Consider the following 17,867-nt stretch of genomic DNA (forward strand, 5'->3'; position numbering starts at 1 on the left):
CTCGTATGAGTCCTGGTGATCAGCTGCCTGCTTGGGCCTGAATTCGCTATGTGACTAGGTGTTTTGTCGCTTGGCGGGTTTCCCCTGTGCCGTGGCGACTCGTAATACTCTACGCAGGTTTTTCAGACCGCGCAACCCAAAAGGGACACTTTTGGGCCATTTTCACCCCAGGAGCCACCACTATAAACAGTAAATATCCTAGTCAACACCATAATTACCAGAAAAAAAGATTTTTTAAAGTTTTTCTGAAGATCCGCACAAGGCTTGATTTTAGGGATTTTGTGTGAGCCAGACCCTTATTCTGGCTCACATAAGCCCTCGTGAGCCTGCGTCCTGCCCCTCAGACTAGATAAACAAGAAGTGCTCCCCCGCTATCGCGGGAGAGCACTTCGTTCTTATAAGAAGCTTAGGCAGCTCGGCGGCGGGATACCTCGTAGAGGGAGATGCCGACTGCCATAGAGGCGTTGAGTGATTCCATTGCTGAGCTAATGGGAATCGAAACGATCTGGTCGCAGTTCTCGGTGACCAGTCGTGAGAGCCCCTTACCTTCTGAGCCGACAACGATCATGAGCGGTTCAGAGGCCAGTTCGAGGTTGGGCAGGTCTACGTCGCCGCCGCCGTCCAGACCGACGACGAAGATGCCGGCGTCCTTGGCCTGCTGGATTACGCGGGTGAGGTTGGTTGCCTTGGCAACGGGGATGCGGGCAGCTGCACCGGATGAGGTTTTCCAGGCTGAGGCGGTCATGGCTGCCGAGCGGCGCTCGGGGATGATGACGCCGTTGCCCGAGAAGGCTGAGACGGAGCGGATGATGGCGCCCAGGTTGCGGGGGTCGGTGATGCCGTCCAGGGCAACGAAGAGGGGCGGGGTGCTCATCTTCTTGTCGTACCAGAGATCCATGGTGTCGAGGACCAGATTGCCGGCGTCCGGGTACTTGTAGGGGGGAATCTGCAGAGCAACGCCCTGGTGGACGGCGTGGTCGGTCAGGCGGTCCAGCTCGTTACGGCCAATTTCGAGCATGGGCAAACCCTGCTTGTTGGCTTCGGTCATGATGTCACGGACGCGGTCATCGACCTCAATGCGGGACATGACGAAGAGGGTCTTGGCAGGGATCTCGGTCTGCAGGGCCTCAAGTACGGAGTTGCGGCCGGTGACAAGTTCGTCGGAGGCACGCTTGCCGCCCAGGCGGGGCTGGCGGGAGCGCAGGGTGTTCGTTGCCTTGCGGTTTTCGGCGGCCTTCTTCATCTTGTAGGCCTTGTGGTAGACGCGGTCTTCTGCCTTGGGGGTGTTGCCGCGACCTTCGAGGGCCTTACGGCCGTGGCCACCGGTGCCCTTAGTGGGACCCTTCTTCTTATTGGTTGCGCCGGGGCGTGAGCCTGCCTTCGCCATGGGGTGTGTCCTTTGTTTGATGTCTATGAATTGTTTTCTAGCTTACCGATCCCCTGCCCCCTGTGGGGCGAGAGATGGAGCACGGTAGCGGGAGGGCTATGAGGCCTAGAGGGACCAGGTGGAGCCGGATGCGCCGTCCTTAACGGTGATACCGGCGGCTGCCAGGGCGTCACGAATCTGATCGGCACGGGCCCAGTCCTTAGCTTCGCGGGCTTCGGCGCGCTGGGTGAGCATGGTCTGAATCAGGGAGTCGAGCGCTGCGTGTTCACCGGGCTCGTTGGCGGCAGCCCCTGCCTGGCTGAAGGACATGAGCTCTACCAGCCCCAGTACCTTGGCCATGGCGTAGACCTGCTCGGCGGCGCCTTGGGCAGATTCACCGGCAGCGAGCGCTGCGTTACCGGCGCGGACGCCTGCGTGCAGGGCGGCAAGGGCCTTGGGGATGTTGAGGTCATCGTCCATGGCCTCGGCGAAAGCCTCGGGTACCGTAGCATCTTCGCGGTGATAGTCGCGGGTTGCAGCCAGGAAGGCTTCGACGCGTTCGACAGCTACACGAGCCTCCTCGAGTGAGGTGGGGTGGTAGTCGAGTACGGAGCGGTAGTGGGCCTGGCCCAGGTAGTAGCGGACGACCAGGGGGCGGGCAACTTCGAGCATCTGGGCGGGGGTGATGATGTTGCCAATGGACTTGGACATCTTCTCGCCCTCGTAGTTGACCAGGCCGTTGTGCATCCAGAAGTTGGCAAAGCCGTAGCCGGCCGCCTGGGACTGGGCCATCTCGTTTTCGTGGTGGGGGAAGCGCAGGTCAAGGCCGCCACCGTGAATATCAAAAGTCTCGCCCAGGTACTTACCCGCCATAGCCGAGCATTCCAGGTGCCAGCCGGGGCGTCCCTTACCCCAGGGGGAATCCCAGGAGGCGGTGACGGGCTCCCCCTCCTTGTAAGCCTTCCACAGGGCAAAGTCGCGGGGGTCGCGCTTACCGCGGGGGTCGGCGTCCGGTGCGTCCTGCATATCGTCAATCTTCTGGCGGGTCAGGGCACCGTAGTTCTCCCAGGAGCGCACATCGAAGTAGACATCACCGCAGCCGTCGGTCGCCGGGTAGGCATGGCCGCGGTCAATGAGGCGCTGAATGAGGGCAAACATCTCGGGGATATGCCCGGTGGCGCGCGGCTCGTAGGTGGGGGGTGCGATATTGAGGGAGGCGTAGGCCTGGCCGAAGACCCGCTCGAAGCGGTAGGCCAAGGCCCACCACTCTTCAGCCGGGTGTTCGCCGGCGTAGCCGGGCTCAAAAGAGGCGGCCGAGTTCACCAGAATCTTGTCATCGATATCGGTGACGTTACGAACCGTGGTGACCTTGTAACCGCGGTAGGTCAGCCAGCGGGAGAGCTGGTCAAAGACCAGGCCCGAACGTACGTGCCCAATGTGCGGGGCCCCCTGAACGGTGGCACCGCAGTAGTAGATGCGGGCCTCGCCGGAGTGAACCGGGGTGAATTCACGGACGCTTGCTGTTGCTGAATCATAAAAACGTAGAGTCACGCCTAACAGTTTACCGTGCGCTGTAGAACCGGTGCGAGGACGCTTGCCGCATGGTTAATCAGCAGGGAAAAATGTCCATCACTCGGCAGCTCGTGAATCTGAGCCCCCAGGCGGAGCCCTAAGTTGCGGGCACGGGCGGGTTTGATGGCCAAATCTCGCCCGGCTACCCAGAGATGAACCGGGGCTTTAACGGTGGACTCTGCGAACCCCCAGTCGTCCTGAATTGCGTACTCGTCTTGCACCCCGCCTTTGATGGAGAACTGCAGGGCGTAATCGTGGGAGACCGCCATGCGGTAGGCAGCGGTGTGCCCCTGCACGTCGCGGCCCAGGGCTGAAGCTAGGGTCGAGGCTGACGCCAGCGGGCGACTGACGGCGCGGGCGATCAGGTCTATCAGGGGTTTGGGGAACCAGGAGAGGGTCAGGTGCGATATGTGGACGCGCAGCGGAGTGAGGTTAAGGCCCAGCCGGGTTTCCCAGAGGGGGTGGTGGGTGAAGGGGGCTAGCAGGATGAGCTGGTCTACCTTCTCGGGGTGCAGGGCAGCTAGGCTCATAGCGTGGGGCCCGCCGCCGGAAAAGCCCATCACGCTGAAACGGTCAAGCTCTAGATGATCGATGATGGCTGCGACGTCCCGCTCTGCCCAGGTGCCCACCAGCCTGTGAGGTACGGCGTCCGACGCCCCCAGCCCCGGGCGGTCCGGGGCGATAAGGCGGATACCCAGTTCTCTGGCCGCCTCGTCGAGGAAGAGGGCCTCATAGCCGGTACCGGGAGTGCCGTGGCAGTAGATGACGGTAGCTGTGGGTGCTTCTGTCTGCCCAAATTCGTGCCAGGCGATGACGCGTCCCCCGTCCTGGCTCAGCAGGTGAGGGCGGGGTTCAAGGGGGTCGGCGTTCACAGGTACTTCTTTACAGCTTGGGGTGGTGTTAACAGGGACAGGCTTATTTTAGCGCTGATAGGCCGGGTCTATACTGAACGAGGATAACACCTCACTTTTTGCATAACTGACCAGGATTCTGCTGTGCCCTCGACACCTCCCCCGGCCCCGGCCCTCACCGACTCTCAGCGTGCGTCCGCCCGGCGCCTGCGCTGGGCCCGTGAATACCTCACCACCTACATCACCGCTGCGCCCTTAACAGCCCTGCTGGTGGTGCTGGCCCTCATTGGCCTACTCACCCAGCTCCTGCTGGGGCGGGAGCGGGCAACTGCCCTGACCTTCCAGCCGGGTAACTTCACCGCAACCTGGGAGCCGCTGACCGGCGTCATCATTAACTACAAGCCGGTCAGCACCGTCTTCTTCCTGATAATCCTTGTTCTGGTCGGGCCTCTGGTCGAGCGGGCCCTGGGCACCTGGCGGTTCGCCCTCACAGCGCTAGCGAGCTACCTGATCCCAGCAGCAGCCCTCACCATCTTCTTCTCGGCAGCAGAGGGGATCATCCCCGGCTGGGCCCAGGCACTGACCACCCACTCGGTCTTTGGCCTGCCCCTTATGCTGACCGGTTCCCTGCTGGCAGCAAGCCGAACCTATTCAACCATCTGGCGGCGCCGCGTCCGCCTGCTTGCCTGCACCCTGCTTCTGGGTCTCTTCCTTTTTGGCGGTTCCCTGCACGATATCGGGCTGGTACTGGCAGCGCTCACCGGCTGGGCCTGCGGCGTCTTTTTGATTCCGGCGCCCGCCCGCGAGCACTCCCTGGTGGGAACCCGCCATGAGGCTCGCACCCTGGTGGCTCTCACCCTCGCTGCAATTTCTCTGGGCATCTTCTTCGCCGCCCACGCCCCCAACCCCGTAGGCCCCCTAGCGGCAGCCCGCTACGACGTGGGAGCAGGCAGCCTGACCGACGCCGCCCTTGACTCGCTGTGCGCCAGCAACGCAGCCAGCGCCCTGTGCGCCCACCAGGTCTATCTCGCCCAAACTAAGGGCTTCTTGGCGAGCGCACTCGCCCTCTTCCCCCTGGTTCTCCAGCTGGTTCTTGCCCTGGGCCTGGCGCGAGGGCGCCGCCTAGCTGCCTACGGCACCCTGGTGCTGCAGGGGGTCGTCCTGCTCTGTTCTGTGCTGCGCCTAGTGATTTATTCCGGTGTTCTGGGCCAGCACCTTGCGCCCCTGGGCACAATCGCAGAGCTTGAGGACGCCGGTGCCCGCCTGCTCGTGCCCGTGCTGGTACCTGCCGCCCTGATTGCCCTGGTCCTCGCCACCCTGCGCTACTTCCCGCTAGCCTCATCGGGCCGGGCGCTGCGGGTGTCCGCGCGGACCGTAGGGCTGGTAGCCCTTGCCGGGCTGGTGCTAGTCACGGTTGTAGCCACGATCTTCCCGCAGGGCTTTGCCCCTCAGCCCGCTCCCCTGCCCTTTGCCCTGGACTACCTGGTCAAGCTCCTGCCCTCAGCCGCCTGGTACGTGCTCCCGCCCTCCTACGCCGGAACCTTCTGGCTCACCACTTCTCTGCACTGGCTGGCCCCCGCCCTGACCTGGCTCACCCTCATTATCTGCACCTACCGGGTGCTGACCGCTCCTGCCGGGGATACCACCCAGAACCGCGACCGCTACCTTGAGCTGGTCCGCACCCACGGGGCGGGCACCCTGGGCTGGATCGGCACATGGGATAACCGCAACTACTGGATTTCTAGCAGCGGGCAAGAGGGTTTTGCCTATCTCGACCACGGGGGTGTAGCCCTGACCGTCGGTGATCCGGCAGCGGCCCCCGAGCGGGTCAATCAGGCCGTGCAGGAGTTCGCCCGTTTCTGCACCGACCGGGGCCTGGCTCCGGCCCTCTACTCGGTGCACCCTCCCACCCAGCAGGCCGCCCAGGCCCTGGGGTGGAGCTCCTGGCAGGTCGCCGAGGAAGCCATCATCGACCTGGCCGACCTCAAATTCTCGGGCAAAAAATTCCAGTCCATCCGCACCGCCCTCAACCAGGCCGGCAAACAGGGCATCACCACCAAGTGGACCACCTACAATGACCTGCTCCTGGCCGAATGGGCCCAGATTGTTGAGATTTCTGAAGGCTGGGTCTCAGAGAAGTCCCTGCCCGAGATGGGCTTTACACTCGGCGGTCTCGAAGAGCTCAAGGACCCCGATACCCGCATCCTGCTCGCCCTTGATGAGAGCGGCTTCATTCACGGGGTAACCTCCTGGATGCCCGTACACCGGCAGGGCCGCGTCATCGGCCTTACCCTGGACTTCATGCGCCGCCGCGACGCTGAAGGCGCCTTCGCCGCCACCATGGAGTTCCTGATTGCCTCGGCAGCCCAGGACGCCAAGGACGAGGGGCTTGAGATTCTCTCCCTCTCCGGCGCTCCCCTGGCCCACTCTGTTGCTCCGGCAGAACGCAGCGGCCTTGACCGGCTCTTAGACTACCTGGGTGAGCGTATGGAGCCCCTCTACGGCTTCCGTTCTCTGCTGACTTTCAAGGCCAAGTTCCGCCCGCGTTTTGAGCCCATGTATCTGGTCACCCCCGACTCCGGTGACCTACCGGCGATCGGCATCGCGGTCTCCCACGCCTACCTGCCCGAAATGAAGGCTAAAGACGTACTGGGTATCGTGCAGGCCATAGGCTCCCAGGAGAAGTAATGTTCGCTGACTTTGCCCGCTCCGTTGACCTGCGCGCCAACTTTTGGGGGCCGCTAGCGATTGGGCTTGCGGTGGTGCTGGCGCTAGTGCTCCTGGTGCGGTCTAGGGGAGCTGTGCGCTGGCGTACCCAGCTGTTGATTGTGCTGGTGGTTGCGGCTCTCGTTGCCCTCGCTGCCTACCTCACCAATAACGTGTGGCACCCCGTCGCTGAAGGCATTGATGCGCCCACCTGGCTCTGGTCAGGCTACGCCCTGTGGGTGGTTATCTACGCAGTAATTCTCACCGCGGCAGGTTGGGCAGGGCGCGGACGTCTGCGCCGGGCTCTTTCGGTCATGACAGTGACCCTCGCGGTAGTTCTGGGGCTTGTCCTTACCGGGCTGGGGCTCAACGCCTACTACGGGGGCTACCCGACCCTGGCGTCCGCCCTGGGAATTACCATACCCACCAGCAGCCTAGCCCAAGCAAACGCGTCCGCCCCCGTCACCGCCTACGATACCGGCGGGCAAACCCTGGCAAGCGCATGGAGAGCTCCGGCCGATTTGGCGAGCGCGGGAACCGTCATCCGCGAAAATATACCCGCAGATGATCCTGCTTTTACACCACGTGATGCCTATGTCTATCTACCCCCAGCCTACTTCAGTAATCCGCGTCCGCTGCTGCCCGTCGTCGTCCTCATGGCCGGGCAGCCCGGCGCTCCTGCCGACTGGTTCAACCTCGGCGGGGTGCAGACCATACTCGACTCCTACGCTGCGGATCACGCCGGGTTAGCCCCCGTTGTGGTGGTGGTCGACCAGCTTGGCGGCGACTGGAATAACCCGCTCTGCAGCGATACCGCCCACGGGCAGGTAGCCACCTACCTGCAAGAGACTGTGCCCACCTGGATTACCAGCAACCTGCAGGTTGACACCGACCATTCTCACTGGACTATCGCCGGGCTCTCGAACGGCGGCACCTGCGCCTTCCAGACCGCCCTGCGGGCCCCCGATGTCTACCCCACCTTCCTGGATATGTCGGGCGAAGCTAATCCCTCCCTCGGCAGTGAAGAACTCACCATCAGCCAGGGCTTTGGCGGCGATTCAGCAGCCTACCGGGCTAACGACCCGGCCAGTATGCTGGCCCAAGGCACCTACACGAAACCCGGCCCCACCGGGATTTTCTCCATGGGGACGAACGACGACCCCTCCTACCGTTCGGGGCTAGAAGGTCTCTACACCGCGGCTCAACAGGCCGGGCTCGACGTGCAGTGGAAAACCTATCGGGGCAAACACGAGTGGAAGGTCTGGGAAGCGGCTTTCGCCGACGCCCTGCCCTGGCTGGGGCAGCGCACCGGCCTGCAGTAACCTCTACGCCATCTAGCTCCGCGGATAAACCAGGGCTACGGCGGTAGCTGCCACGCCCTCACCCCGGCCGGTCAGGCCCAGCCCGTCGGTGGTCGTGGCGGTGACCGTCACCGGGGCACCGGCAGCCTCAGACAGGACGCGGTTAGCCTCGTCCCGGCGCGGGGAAAACTTGGGTTTATTGCCAATCAGCTGCACCGCGATGTTGCCAATCTCGAACCCGGCAGCGCGCACAATCGCAGCGGCCTCAGAAAGAATCCGCACGCCGGAAGCACCTGCCATATCGGGCCGGTCCACACCAAAGTTCGAGCCCAAATCGCCCGTACCGCTTGCCGAAAAAAGGGCGTCAGCAGCCGCGTGAGCCACCACGTCGCCGTCCGAGTGGCCTGAGAGCCCGCGCTGGCCCGGCCAGTGCAAACCTGCCACCCACAGTTCGGTGCCTTCTTCACCAAAAGCATGCACATCAGTACCGGTGCCAATACGGGGAATCATGATTCTCTCTTTTCGTCGTAGAGGGCTGTAGCTAGGGTCAGGTCAAGAGGGGTCGTAATCTTGAAGGCTTCGGCAGCCCCCTCGACGGTCGCAACCGGTAGCCCCAGGGTTTCAGCCAGCATGGCATCATCGGTGATGCTTTCGGCAAACTCGGGGGCCAGAGAGGCAACATCGCGGTGGGCCTGCACAAGGGTAGCCAGGTCAAAGCCCTGGGGGGTCTGCACAGCCCGCAGCTGTGCCCGGGCCGGGGTACCGCTCACGTACCCATGATCATCCACTGTTTTGATGGTGTCGACCACGGGCAGCACCGGAATTACAGCCTTCTCCCCCGCCTCAAGGGCGGCAGCCACCCGGTGGTAGACGCTGGCAGGGGTGAAACAGCGGGCGGCATCGTGCACCAGGACGCCGGTGGGCAGCTGCTCGGGGGCACCCGGCAGGGGGGCGGCGTCCGCAATCGCGGCCAGGGCGGCCGTCACCGATTCGGCGCGCGTTGCGCCGCCGGGCACCGCCAGGGCACCGTACCGGGCACAGACCTGCCGTAGCTCGACGTCCTGCGGGGGTACCGTCACCACCAGCCGTGCCGCCACGCCCGACTCCCGGGCACCGGCCAAGGCCCATTCCAGCAGGGTGCGCCCGGCAACCTGCACCGCTGCCTTCGGTATACCCGCTCCCAGACGCGACCCCGAACCGGCCGCCACAATAACGACAGCGAGCACCGAACCACCAGATGTGGTTGCGGTGCCCGCTGTATCAGAAAAATCTAGAGTGCTCACAGCTAGTGAGCATACCCGAAAGTTTAGACGCCCTCGAGAATCTTATCGAGTTCAACCTCGGCAGCTTCTTCGTCGATGTCCTTAGCCAGGGCAACCTCAGACGACAGAATCTGACGGGCCTTAGCCAGCATACGCTTCTCACCGGCAGACAGGCCACGGTCGTTCTCGCGGCGCCACAGGTCGCGGACGACCTCGGCAACCTTCAGCACATCGCCAGATGCCAGCTTCTCAACGTTAGCCTTGTAGCGGCGGGACCAGTTTGCTGCTTCTTCGGTATCGGTAGCCTGAAGTACGTCAATGACTTCCTGCAGACCGCGCTCGTCAACGACATCGCGCACGCCCACCATATCGACGTTCTCAGCGGGAACCTCAATGACCAGGTCACCGTTAGCGACCTTGAGTTTCAGGTACATCTTCTCTTCGCCACGGATCTTGCGCATCTTGATTTCTTCAATCGTTGCGGCACCGTGGTGAGGGTAAACGACTGTTTCGCCAACCTCAAAAACCATATGGATAAACCCCTTTCAGCCTACCTATTCTACCATGCAACGAAAGACAGCACCCTTAAAGTCTCAAAATAGGCCCGGCGCTCTCAGCGAACCTGTGCGCTTCATTTACGCCCTTTTGCCTCGTTGATACAGACGTATCGTCGTTAAACCAGATAGAATGTGACCTGAACAGACCAAAAATTCCGTACCTCGGCGCGGAGCACACACACTTTCTCTGCCCCTCGGCAGACTACGACCCTACACAAGGAGCTAGAGCTGTGAAGAACACCGCTTCTTTGACCGTCAAGCGCGCCAGCGCCCTCGTTGCCATCGCTGGTGCCCTGCTGGCCACCACCGGTTGCACCTACACCAACCAGCCCGCCACCACCATCGTCTACTCCGCCTCCGACGGCCAGATGGCTAACCTGCTAGGCGAGAACAACCAGCAGGATATCCAGCTCCGCAACATCATGGTCATCGCAGCCGATGAGGCCTCACAGGGCCGCGTGCTGGGCACCATTCTGAACCAGACCGAGGAGGACGCCACCGTCACCCTGGCCTTCCCCACCGAAACTCTCACCGTTGAGGTTCCCGCTGGCCAGGAAGTCCGCCTGGAAAACGACGAGAACGAACTTCTTCTGGCTGAGGCCGGCGCTAACCCCGGTCTGCTGCTGAAGGACGTCGAGGTCTCCTCCACCGTCACCTCCAGCACCACTACCTTCAACGTTCCGGTTCTTGACGGCGCCCTGGAAGAGTACGCCCCCTACCTGCCCACCGCAGCGGCTACTCCCAGCGCTACCGAAACCGCTAGCAGCAACGGCTAAAACCCTTTCGCTTTAAAGATGTGGGGCGGGCCCTTCAGTTAACTGAAGGGCCCGCCCCACTGCTTTACCCGGCCTGGTGTGCCGGTTTAGGGTTCAAACTTGTAGCCCAGGCCGCGCACAGTGACTACGTAGCGCGGGGATGAGGGGTCAGGCTCAACCTTGGAGCGCAGGCGCTTAATGTGCACATCAAGGGTCTTGGTATCGCCCACGTAGTCAGCACCCCAGACCCGGTCGATCAGCTGCGAGCGCGTCATCACGCGTCCTGCATTCCGCAGCAGCATCTCAAGCAGCTCAAACTCCTTGAGGGGCATAGCGACGGTTTCGCCGGATACGGTCACCACGTGGCGCTCAACGTCCATGCGCACCGGGCCGCCCTCAATCGCCCCGGCGTCGTGCTCTTCGGGTTCGCCCTGGCGGCGCAGGACGGCGCGGATGCGGGCGATGAGCTCGCGGGAGGAATAGGGCTTGGTGACGTAGTCGTCAGCACCCAGTTCAAGGCCGAGCACCTTATCGATTTCTGAGTCTTTAGCGGTCAGCATGATGATGGGAACCGCGCTGGTGGCGCGAATCTGCTTACAGACCTCGGTGCCGGACTGGCCGGGGAGCATGATGTCGAGGAGCACCAGGTCTGCGCCGTTTCGCTCGAACTCAACCACGGCGTCCAGGCCGTTATCGACCACCTGCACCTCAAAGCCCTCACGACCCAGCAAAAAGGCCAGGGGCTCGCTCAGCGCCTCTTCGTCCTCAACCACTAAAATACGGGTCACTTACTTTGCTTCCTTCGCAGTTTGAGCCGCCCCCGCGGGGCGCGGAGCAGCGTTGGTGTTGTGGTCTGTTATCTGGGTGAGGGATCCCGTCGGCGGGTGCTCCCCCAGCAGGTCTTGTTCGGTTTCTTCATCGACAATGGGCAGGGCAATCGTGAAGGTCGAGCCAGAGCCGGGCTGGGACCAGAGGGTCACCTCGCCGCCGTGCTGGCCCACAATGTGCTTCACAATGCTCAAGCCCAGGCCGGTGCCCCCGGTTTGGCGGGAACGCGCCGGGTCAACCCGGTAGAACCGCTCGAAGATGCGGTCCTGTTCGTCCTCGGGAATGCCCGGGCCCTGGTCTTTCACAGAAATTCTAACAGTGTCACCCTTCACAGCCATACCGATGCCCACCTTGGTGTTCTCGGGCGAGTAACGAATGGCGTTCTCAATCAGGTTGCGCAGGGCGGTACCCAGCAGCTCGGGGTCACCATGGACCGGGCGGGGGGCCTTTCCCCCCACCAGAAGTTCAATGTTTTTACCCTCGGCTGTGAGGCGGTTACGGTCGACCGATTCGGCAACCACCTGCTCAACATCGACCAGGGTGGAACTCAGTACCATATCGGCTGACTGCAGGCGGGAGAGCTCGATGACGTCCTGCACCAGGGCTGCCAGCCGCTGAGATTCCTTCTTGAGCTTGCCCGAGAAATAGAGTACCGACTCGGGGTCGTCAGCCGACGACTCGATGGCCTCGGCCATAAGTCCCACCGCGCCCACCGGCGTCTTGAGCTCGTGCGATACGTTGGCGACAAAGTCGGTACGGACGGTCTGCGCGCGGGCGATCTCGGTACGGTCGTCAGCCAGCACCAAGATGTACTCGTCACCCACCGGGGCCACGCGCAGGTCAATCACCAGGCGGCTCTGGTCGTAAAAACCGCGGGTTAAAATAATTTCTTTTTCGACGATAATGCCCTTGGACCGCACCGCGTCGATCATCTCTAGCAGCTCGTCAGAGACCACTGTATGCCCGCGTACCAGACCTAAGGCGTAGGCGCCCGGAGAAGCCTGCACCACCCCGTCCACGGCGTCCACCACCATGTAGGCGCGACCAATGACCGCCAGTACCTCGGCGGCGCCGTCGCTAATGGTCGGCTCTTCAACGTCGGCCCAGCGAGCGCGCTGACGCTCACTCCGTTGTACGGCGAGCATGCTCACCACACCGATGAGGAGCCCCAGCACAGCGGCAGACAAAGCAATCACAGTAGGGTTCACATCTACCAGCTTAGAGCCTACCGACCCCGTCCCACGCCCCTCAGACCCCCAAATATCCCGGGGTTCAACTAACGTTTACCCAACCATGTGCTTGTGTTCATGTGACCTTGGCACTCTAAAGGGGTAGCCGTGGGCAGGAGTCTGCCCGGCACCCCACACTTCCCCAGATGGAAAGGACGCGCACGTGCGCAAAGTCTTCCAAGCCGAACTCCAGCATGTCGGCGAAGAGCTAATTCATATCGCTACCCTGGTTCAAGAAGCCCTCGGCCGTGCTTCTGATGCTTTTTTGCAGGCTGATATTCAAGAAGCCGAAGAGGTCATCACCAACGATGCCCGCATCGACTTCATGCAAAACGAACTCGATGAGCGCGCTATCGACATTCTGGCCCTTCAGGGCCCGGTAGCCTCCGACCTGCGCATGATCGTGGGTGCCCTGCGCATGAGCTCTTCCCTGGAACGCATGGGCGATCTTGCCCGCCACGTAGCCCAGGTGGCCCGCATGCGCTACCCCGAGCACGTCCTGCCCGAGTCTATCGTTCCGGTATTCCGCGAAATCATCGAGCTGGATCAGAAAATCATTACCAGCGTCATTAGCCTGTTGGAGGCCCGCGAGCTCTCCCACACCCAGGACATCATCAAGAACAAGATGCGCATCAACGAGCTGCACGTTGAGGTCTTCAAGCGCATGGCGGCACCCGACTGGGGCCAGAACACCCAGGTCACTGTCGATGTCACCCTGGCGTCCCGCTACTTGGAGCGCTTTGGAGATCACGGTGTCTCGGTAGCCCGCAAGGTTACCTACCTGGTCACCGGCGATTGGAACGCTGTGCCTAGCATCTAGGCTGGCAGGTACCATCTCCGTCAGAAGGTACCACTTAAATCAGAAAAACCCACCTAGTTGGTGGGTTTTTCTGATTTAAGCGGTACCTACCGGGGATTTACTTCTTACCCTGGTTAGCAACAGCCTTGATGGCGTCCTTAGCTGCCTCGGGGTCCAGGTACTCGCCGGGGCCAACAGGCTTGAAGTTCTCGTCGAGCTCGTAGTAGAGGGGAATACCGGTGGGGATGTTCAGACCGGCGATGTCCTCATCTGAGATACCTTCGAGGTTCTTGACCAGGGCGCGCAGGGAGTTACCGTGGGCAGCAACCAGAACGGTCTTGCCAGCCTTCAGGTCTTCCTTGATGTCTGACTCCCAGTAGGGCAGCATGCGCTCGAGGACGTCCTTCAGGCACTCGGTGCGGGGAGCGTTCTCGATGTCTGCGTAGCGGGGGTCGTTCGCCTGGGAGAACTCGTCATTGTCGTCGAGGGCCGGAGGCGGAACGTCGTAGGAGCGACGCCAGGTCATGAACTGCTCTTCACCGTAGGTTTCGAGGGTCTGAGTCTTGTCCTTGCCCTGGAGCGCACCGTAGTGACGCTCGTTCAGGCGCCAGTTGCGCTTGACGGGGATCCAGTGGCGGTCAGCGGCATCGAGAGCCAGGTTGGCGGTGTTGATGGCGCGGCGCTGCAGGGAGGTGTGGACGACATCGGGGAGGATGCCGCGTTCCTTCAGCAGTTCGCCACCGCGGGTGGCTTCGGCGCGGCCCTTCTCGGTCAGGGCAACGTCTACCCAGCCGGTGAAGAGGTTCTTTTCGTTCCATTCTGATTGCCCGTGACGGAGCAGTACCAATGTGTAAGTCATACTGCCATTATCTCACTCAAACTCCCCAAAGCAAAGATAAACCCACACATATTCATGGAAAACCCGGTCTTTTCCGGGGGTTTCTTCGTGAATATGTGTGGGTTTTTCAGACCTTAACGCAAGCTGCGGCTAGCGGCGGCGCACCGCGACGGCGGGGCGGACGTCCGCGAGGAAGACGCCCACGGCGGTTGCGGCAATGAGCTGCATGAAGACAGACCCGCCACCGATGGCCAGGGACTGCCAGACCATCAGCACAGAGAAAACAGCCGAGGCAGCAGTTACGCCAACCCAGAAGCCCTTGGTGCGTTTGAAGGCGCTCTGGTAGGCGTAGCTTGAAGCGCGGGCGGCCTCAATCAGCGCGAAAATCGACAAGGCGGCAACCACCAGGGCCAGGGCAAGGCCCACGTAGTAGGTAACCAGCATAATCAGGGCAATGGGGGTCATGGCGTCCGTTCGCTACTTGAGGTTTTCTAGGGCCGCTGCCAGGTCGTTGTAGAGGTCATCGACATTCTCGATGCCTACCGACAGGCGCAGCAGTGACTCGGGGATTGAGTGGGGCTCTGAGCCGTGGCGGCGGCGGCGTTCAATCAGTGATTCTACGCCACCGAGACTGGTAGCGGGCGTCCAGATGTTCAGGGCCTGCACTACGCGGTCAGTTTCTTCGGCGGTGGCATCCAGGGTGATGGAGAGGATTGAGCCGAAGGTGCGCATCTGTGCGGACGCCCGCCCAAAGCCAGGGTCGGTGGGCAGGCCGGGGTAGCGCACGGACTTGACGGCGGGGTGGGCCTGCAGGCGCTGGGCCAGTTCGAGGGCGTTAGCGGCGGCGCGTTCAAGGCGGACGCCCAGGGTGCGGACGCCGCGCAGGCCCAGCCAGGCCTCGAAGGGGCCGGCGATAGCGCCGTTGGTGGTGCGGTGGGCCTGCATGGCTTCGCGCAGAGTCGGGTTAGAGGTGACGGTGATGCCCAGCAGCACATCAGAATGGCCGGCAATGGACTTCGTAGCAGAGTGAACAACCACGTCAGCGCCCAGGGCCAGGGGGTTCTGCCCCAGCGGGGTGGCAAAGGTGTTATCAACAGCAGAGACGATACCCAGACGCTTAGTAGCCTCCAAGATTGCAGGTAAATCAGCGACCTCCATCATGGGGTTGGTCGGTGACTCCATCCACAGCAGTACCTTGGGGGCGGCATAGTTAATGTTCTCGGGAGTCACGCCCGCAGTAGCCGCGGCCTTCTCAAGCTCGGCAATAACGGACTCGGTGTTTTCAATGTCCAGGCGCACCAAGCTGGTGATACCGCGAGCCTCAAGCCGCTTGGCCATAGAAACAGAGGCCATGTAGGTGTGCTCGGGGAGCAAAATAATAGAGCCAACAGGCACCAGATCCTGCACAGAGGCAACCGCTGCCATACCCGATGCAAAGACCAGGCCGGGTAGCTCTGCGCCCTCCAGGTCGGCGATAACCTCCTCAATGCCCTCCCAACTCTGGTTAGAAAAGCGGGCATAGGTATTAAGATCTGACGGACCAGTCTGCCGGAAGGTAGAGGACATGGCAATGGGAGGGTTCACGGGGGCCAGATCGTCATGGGCAGGACGGCCCCCAGCAACCAGACGGGTTTCAGGTGAGAGGTTCTGTTCAGTCATACCCACTACCATACGCCTGATAGCGGTAGAACAGCTAGCAAATCTTCACATGCCGACGTACCCGCCCGCTGTTAACGTCCCTCGGGAAGACGCCATACCAACCAGGCCAGATATATTCCGCCAACCATAATGGTCACCGCCCCGGTAGGCAGCAAAAGACCGGGAAAAGCATGTTGGGCAAGCATGTCTGCCAGCAGGAGTAGCAAGGCCCCCACCAGGGCCGTTACAGCAGGTGAAAAACGTCCTGCCGCCACCAGCCTCAAAGCAATCTGTGGAGCAGCTAAGGCAATAAAAGCAAGCGGGCCGGCAACAGCTGTTACGGTAGCCGTCAAGGCAACCCCCATGAACACCAGGCCAGCCCGGGCCAGTTCCACAGGCAGGCCCAGGGCGGCAGCCAGGTCGTCCCCCAGCTCAAGCTGCTTAAGAACCCGCGCCACGGGGCAAGAGAACAGCAAGAGACAGAGGATTAAAGCCCCGGCAGGAAGCAGGGAATCCCAGGCCACAAAGAGAAGAGAACCGGCACCCCAGACAGAGGCCTCAAAGGTAACCGATAGGTCAAAGAAGGTCATAAACCAGGTATTAACCGAGGCCAAGAAAGCGCTGACCGCTAAGCCCATGACGATAAAACGAAAGCTCTGCACCCCTCCCCTGTAGGATAAGAGGTAGACCACCAGGGCCGTCAGCAGACCCCCTAGCAGGGCGCTTAGGCCCCGGCCCCAAAAACCAGACCCCAGGCCTACAACCGTCGCAAGCACCACTCCGGCGAAGGCTCCCGTATTAAAACCCACAATGTCGGGGCTACCTAGCGGGTTGCGGGTAAGTCTCTGAAAAATAGCCCCGCTCATGGCTAGGGCCGCCCCAAAAACCAGGGCTGCCAGAACCCGCGGTAGCCGCCACTGCCAGACCACCAGGCGATCAGCAGCACTGCCCTGCCCCAGGAGAGCGGCCAGCACCTCAGCCCACGATAGCCGGATGTCCCCCAGAGTCATGGCATAAATGCTCAGTAGCACCAGGCAGGTAGCCAGGGCCAGAAGTACCCAGCTATCACTTACCTGCACCAAGCTGGCAGTTCGCTGTCTCTGCCAACCGCTTGCCCTCATGCTAGACCCCCTTGCCCGACTGCCTAGAGCGCATCAGAAAAATTAGGGCAGGAGCCCCTACCGCAGAGGCCAGGACGCCGACCTGCAGCTCTCGGGGAGCAACCAGCACCCGTCCCAAAATATCTGCCACAAGCACTACCGTAGGGGCGAGGATAAGCGAGAGAATTAAAACCTTAGACTGCGATGAAGCCCCTACCAGGGCACGGGCTAGCTGGGGAACCAAGAGTCCCACGAAAGCAATAGGACCCGCCGCCGCAGTAGCCCCAGCCGATAAAAGAGTAACGGCCAGTACACAGGCCAGTAGCACCCAGGTCATATTCACCCCGCTAGAACGAGCAAGATCCTGCCCTAGAGCCAGCATATCCAAAGATCGCCCCAGACAAAGGGCCAGCAGGCAACCACCAAGAATAAAGGGGGCAATTGTCGCCAGAGTGCTCTCGGGCCGGTCGGCCAGGGTTCCGGCACCCCAAAACCTCATAGCGTCAAAGGTCGAGGGGGAGAGTAGGGAAAGCGTCCGCGAGGCCCCAATCAGCGCTGAGCCCAGCGCCAGCCCTACCAGAACCAGCCTGGCAGGAGAGACTGCTCTAGAACCTCCCGCAAAGAGACAGACTACCCCGGTCGCCAGTAAAGACCCTAGAAAACTGCACCAGATATAGGATTCAATGCCGGTAAGCCCCCAGAAGGCTACCCCCACTGTCACCGCAAATCCCGCACCTGCATTAACACCTAAAATACCCGGATCAGCTAGAGGGTTGCGGGTCATAGCCTGCATAAGAACTCCGGCTACTCCCAGGGCGGCCCCAACCCAAAGCCCCAGCAGGGTACGGTTTACCCGCTGTTGGACAATAGCCACGCTGGTTGCCTCTGCCTCCCCCCGCCAGGCCAGGAAGAGCTCGGGCAGGGACAGGGATACTGCCCCCACCGCACAGCTTAAGACCATGCTGCCCAGCAAGACCAGAATAGACAGCAGAAGGACAGGCCAAAAACCGGTGACCAGCGTCCTCGCCTGCCTTCTTTCTCTCACCTGTCTACCTCCCTCAAAGC

17 protein-coding genes are annotated in these 17,867 nt (G+C 61.8%); 4 read left to right on the forward strand and 13 right to left on the reverse strand.

Translation table 11 applies throughout. The features are described from left to right. Positions 1-406: 406 nt before the first annotated feature. From rlmB to ACFP6B_RS00015, 3 genes are all read right to left on the reverse strand, one after another. Positions 407-1,387, reverse strand: a complete 981-nt coding sequence (gene rlmB, locus ACFP6B_RS00005) for a 23S rRNA (guanosine(2251)-2'-O)-methyltransferase RlmB (RefSeq protein WP_237186993.1) — start codon at positions 1,385-1,387, stop codon at positions 407-409. A 105-nt stretch (positions 1,388-1,492) separates the two neighbouring features. Continuing rightward, the gene (gene cysS, locus ACFP6B_RS00010; protein WP_377125153.1) at positions 1,493-2,917 is read right to left on the reverse strand and encodes a cysteine--tRNA ligase; all 1,425 of its coding nucleotides are present in this window, start codon (positions 2,915-2,917) and stop codon (positions 1,493-1,495) included. 2 nt (positions 2,918-2,919) lie between these two features. Beyond that, positions 2,920-3,810 carry an alpha/beta fold hydrolase gene (locus tag ACFP6B_RS00015; RefSeq protein ID WP_377125156.1) on the reverse strand — a complete coding sequence of 297 codons (891 nt, stop codon included), beginning with the start codon at positions 3,808-3,810 and terminating at the stop codon, positions 2,920-2,922. 123 nt (positions 3,811-3,933) lie between these two features. On the opposite strand from ACFP6B_RS00015, the gene ACFP6B_RS00020 reads away from it, so the two are divergent. Both ACFP6B_RS00020 and ACFP6B_RS00025 read left to right on the forward strand, forming a co-directional pair. Next, positions 3,934-6,477, forward strand: coding sequence for a bifunctional lysylphosphatidylglycerol flippase/synthetase MprF (locus ACFP6B_RS00020; RefSeq protein ID WP_377125159.1), 2,544 nt, complete (start codon positions 3,934-3,936; stop codon positions 6,475-6,477). Beyond that, positions 6,477-7,817 carry an alpha/beta hydrolase gene (locus ACFP6B_RS00025; RefSeq protein ID WP_377125162.1) on the forward strand — a complete coding sequence of 447 codons (1,341 nt, stop codon included), beginning with the start codon at positions 6,477-6,479 and terminating at the stop codon, positions 7,815-7,817. Before ACFP6B_RS00020 ends, ACFP6B_RS00025 begins: the two co-directional genes overlap by 1 nt. Before the next feature lie 12 nt (positions 7,818-7,829). Here ACFP6B_RS00025 and ispF read toward each other — a convergent pair whose 3' ends face one another. The 3 genes from ispF to ACFP6B_RS00040 are packed head-to-tail and all read right to left on the reverse strand — an operon-like array spanning position 7,830 to position 9,588. Further along, positions 7,830-8,306, reverse strand: a complete 477-nt coding sequence (gene ispF / locus ACFP6B_RS00030) for a 2-C-methyl-D-erythritol 2,4-cyclodiphosphate synthase (RefSeq protein WP_185173527.1) — start codon at positions 8,304-8,306, stop codon at positions 7,830-7,832. Then, positions 8,303-9,079, reverse strand: a complete 777-nt coding sequence (gene ispD, locus ACFP6B_RS00035; RefSeq protein WP_377125165.1) for a 2-C-methyl-D-erythritol 4-phosphate cytidylyltransferase — start codon at positions 9,077-9,079, stop codon at positions 8,303-8,305. The genes ispF and ispD overlap by 4 nt, the downstream gene beginning before the upstream one ends. A 23-nt stretch (positions 9,080-9,102) precedes the next feature. Continuing rightward, positions 9,103-9,588 (reverse strand): CarD family transcriptional regulator, encoded by a 486-nt coding sequence (locus ACFP6B_RS00040; RefSeq protein WP_185173529.1) that lies wholly within the window; start codon positions 9,586-9,588, stop codon positions 9,103-9,105. 257 nt (positions 9,589-9,845) lie between these two features. Here ACFP6B_RS00040 and ACFP6B_RS00045 point away from each other — a divergent pair, with 257 nt between their 5' ends. Then, the gene (locus tag ACFP6B_RS00045; RefSeq protein WP_377125168.1) at positions 9,846-10,391 is read left to right on the forward strand and encodes a hypothetical protein; all 546 of its coding nucleotides are present in this window, start codon (positions 9,846-9,848) and stop codon (positions 10,389-10,391) included. 86 nt (positions 10,392-10,477) lie between these two features. On the opposite strand, the gene ACFP6B_RS00050 is transcribed toward ACFP6B_RS00045, so the two are convergent. Next, the gene (locus tag ACFP6B_RS00050) at positions 10,478-11,158 is read right to left on the reverse strand and encodes a response regulator transcription factor (RefSeq protein WP_135013364.1); all 681 of its coding nucleotides are present in this window, start codon (positions 11,156-11,158) and stop codon (positions 10,478-10,480) included. Further along, positions 11,159-12,406 carry a sensor histidine kinase gene (locus ACFP6B_RS00055; protein WP_237212216.1) on the reverse strand — a complete coding sequence of 416 codons (1,248 nt, stop codon included), beginning with the start codon at positions 12,404-12,406 and terminating at the stop codon, positions 11,159-11,161. It lies immediately after the preceding gene. A 184-nt stretch (positions 12,407-12,590) separates the two neighbouring features. Between ACFP6B_RS00055 and phoU the strand changes: the two genes are divergently transcribed. Then, entirely contained in the window at positions 12,591-13,247 is a 657-nt protein-coding gene (phoU, locus tag ACFP6B_RS00060; protein ID WP_377125173.1) for a phosphate signaling complex protein PhoU, read from the forward strand. A gap of 97 nt (positions 13,248-13,344) precedes the next feature. Here phoU and ACFP6B_RS00065 read toward each other — a convergent pair whose 3' ends face one another. The 5 genes from ACFP6B_RS00065 to ACFP6B_RS00085 form a co-directional block, all read right to left on the reverse strand. Then, on the reverse strand, positions 13,345-14,085 hold the full coding sequence (locus ACFP6B_RS00065) for a phosphoglyceromutase (protein WP_377125176.1): 741 nt from the start codon (positions 14,083-14,085) through the stop codon (positions 13,345-13,347). A gap of 129 nt (positions 14,086-14,214) precedes the next feature. After that, entirely contained in the window at positions 14,215-14,529 is a 315-nt protein-coding gene (locus tag ACFP6B_RS00070; RefSeq protein ID WP_377125179.1) for a DUF2516 family protein, read from the reverse strand. 12 nt (positions 14,530-14,541) lie between these two features. Beyond that, positions 14,542-15,723 (reverse strand): trans-sulfuration enzyme family protein, encoded by a 1,182-nt coding sequence (locus ACFP6B_RS00075; RefSeq protein ID WP_377125182.1) that lies wholly within the window; start codon positions 15,721-15,723, stop codon positions 14,542-14,544. 71 nt (positions 15,724-15,794) lie between these two features. Continuing rightward, on the reverse strand, positions 15,795-16,823 hold the full coding sequence (locus ACFP6B_RS00080) for a FecCD family ABC transporter permease (protein ID WP_377125185.1): 1,029 nt from the start codon (positions 16,821-16,823) through the stop codon (positions 15,795-15,797). A 1-nt stretch (position 16,824) separates the two neighbouring features. Then, complete coding sequence (locus ACFP6B_RS00085; RefSeq protein WP_377125188.1) at positions 16,825-17,847, reverse strand: FecCD family ABC transporter permease; 1,023 nt, start codon at positions 17,845-17,847, stop codon at positions 16,825-16,827. Positions 17,848-17,867 lie beyond the last annotated feature (20 nt).

Origin of the sequence: Rothia nasimurium (genome assembly GCF_042660305.1) — a bacterium.
Classification (GTDB): Bacteria; Actinomycetota; Actinomycetes; order Actinomycetales; family Micrococcaceae; genus Rothia; species Rothia nasimurium.

Bases quoted from the DNA above. Each gene is read 5' to 3' on its own strand.
- rlmB (WP_237186993.1), bottom strand. From the start codon at position 1,387: ATGGCGAAGGCAGGCTCACGCCCCGGCGCAACCAATAAGAAGAAGGGT.
- ACFP6B_RS00025 (WP_377125162.1), top strand. From the start codon at position 6,477: ATGTTCGCTGACTTTGCCCGCTCCGTTGACCTGCGCGCCAACTTTTGG.
- ispF (WP_185173527.1), bottom strand. From the start codon at position 8,306: ATGATTCCCCGTATTGGCACCGGTACTGATGTGCATGCTTTTGGTGAA.
- ACFP6B_RS00040 (WP_185173529.1), bottom strand. From the start codon at position 9,588: ATGGTTTTTGAGGTTGGCGAAACAGTCGTTTACCCTCACCACGGTGCC.
- ACFP6B_RS00065 (WP_377125176.1), bottom strand. From the start codon at position 14,085: ATGACTTACACATTGGTACTGCTCCGTCACGGGCAATCAGAATGGAAC.
- ACFP6B_RS00070 (WP_377125179.1), bottom strand. From the start codon at position 14,529: ATGACCCCCATTGCCCTGATTATGCTGGTTACCTACTACGTGGGCCTT.
- ACFP6B_RS00075 (WP_377125182.1), bottom strand. From the start codon at position 15,723: ATGACTGAACAGAACCTCTCACCTGAAACCCGTCTGGTTGCTGGGGGC.
- ACFP6B_RS00080 (WP_377125185.1), bottom strand. From the start codon at position 16,823: ATGAGGGCAAGCGGTTGGCAGAGACAGCGAACTGCCAGCTTGGTGCAG.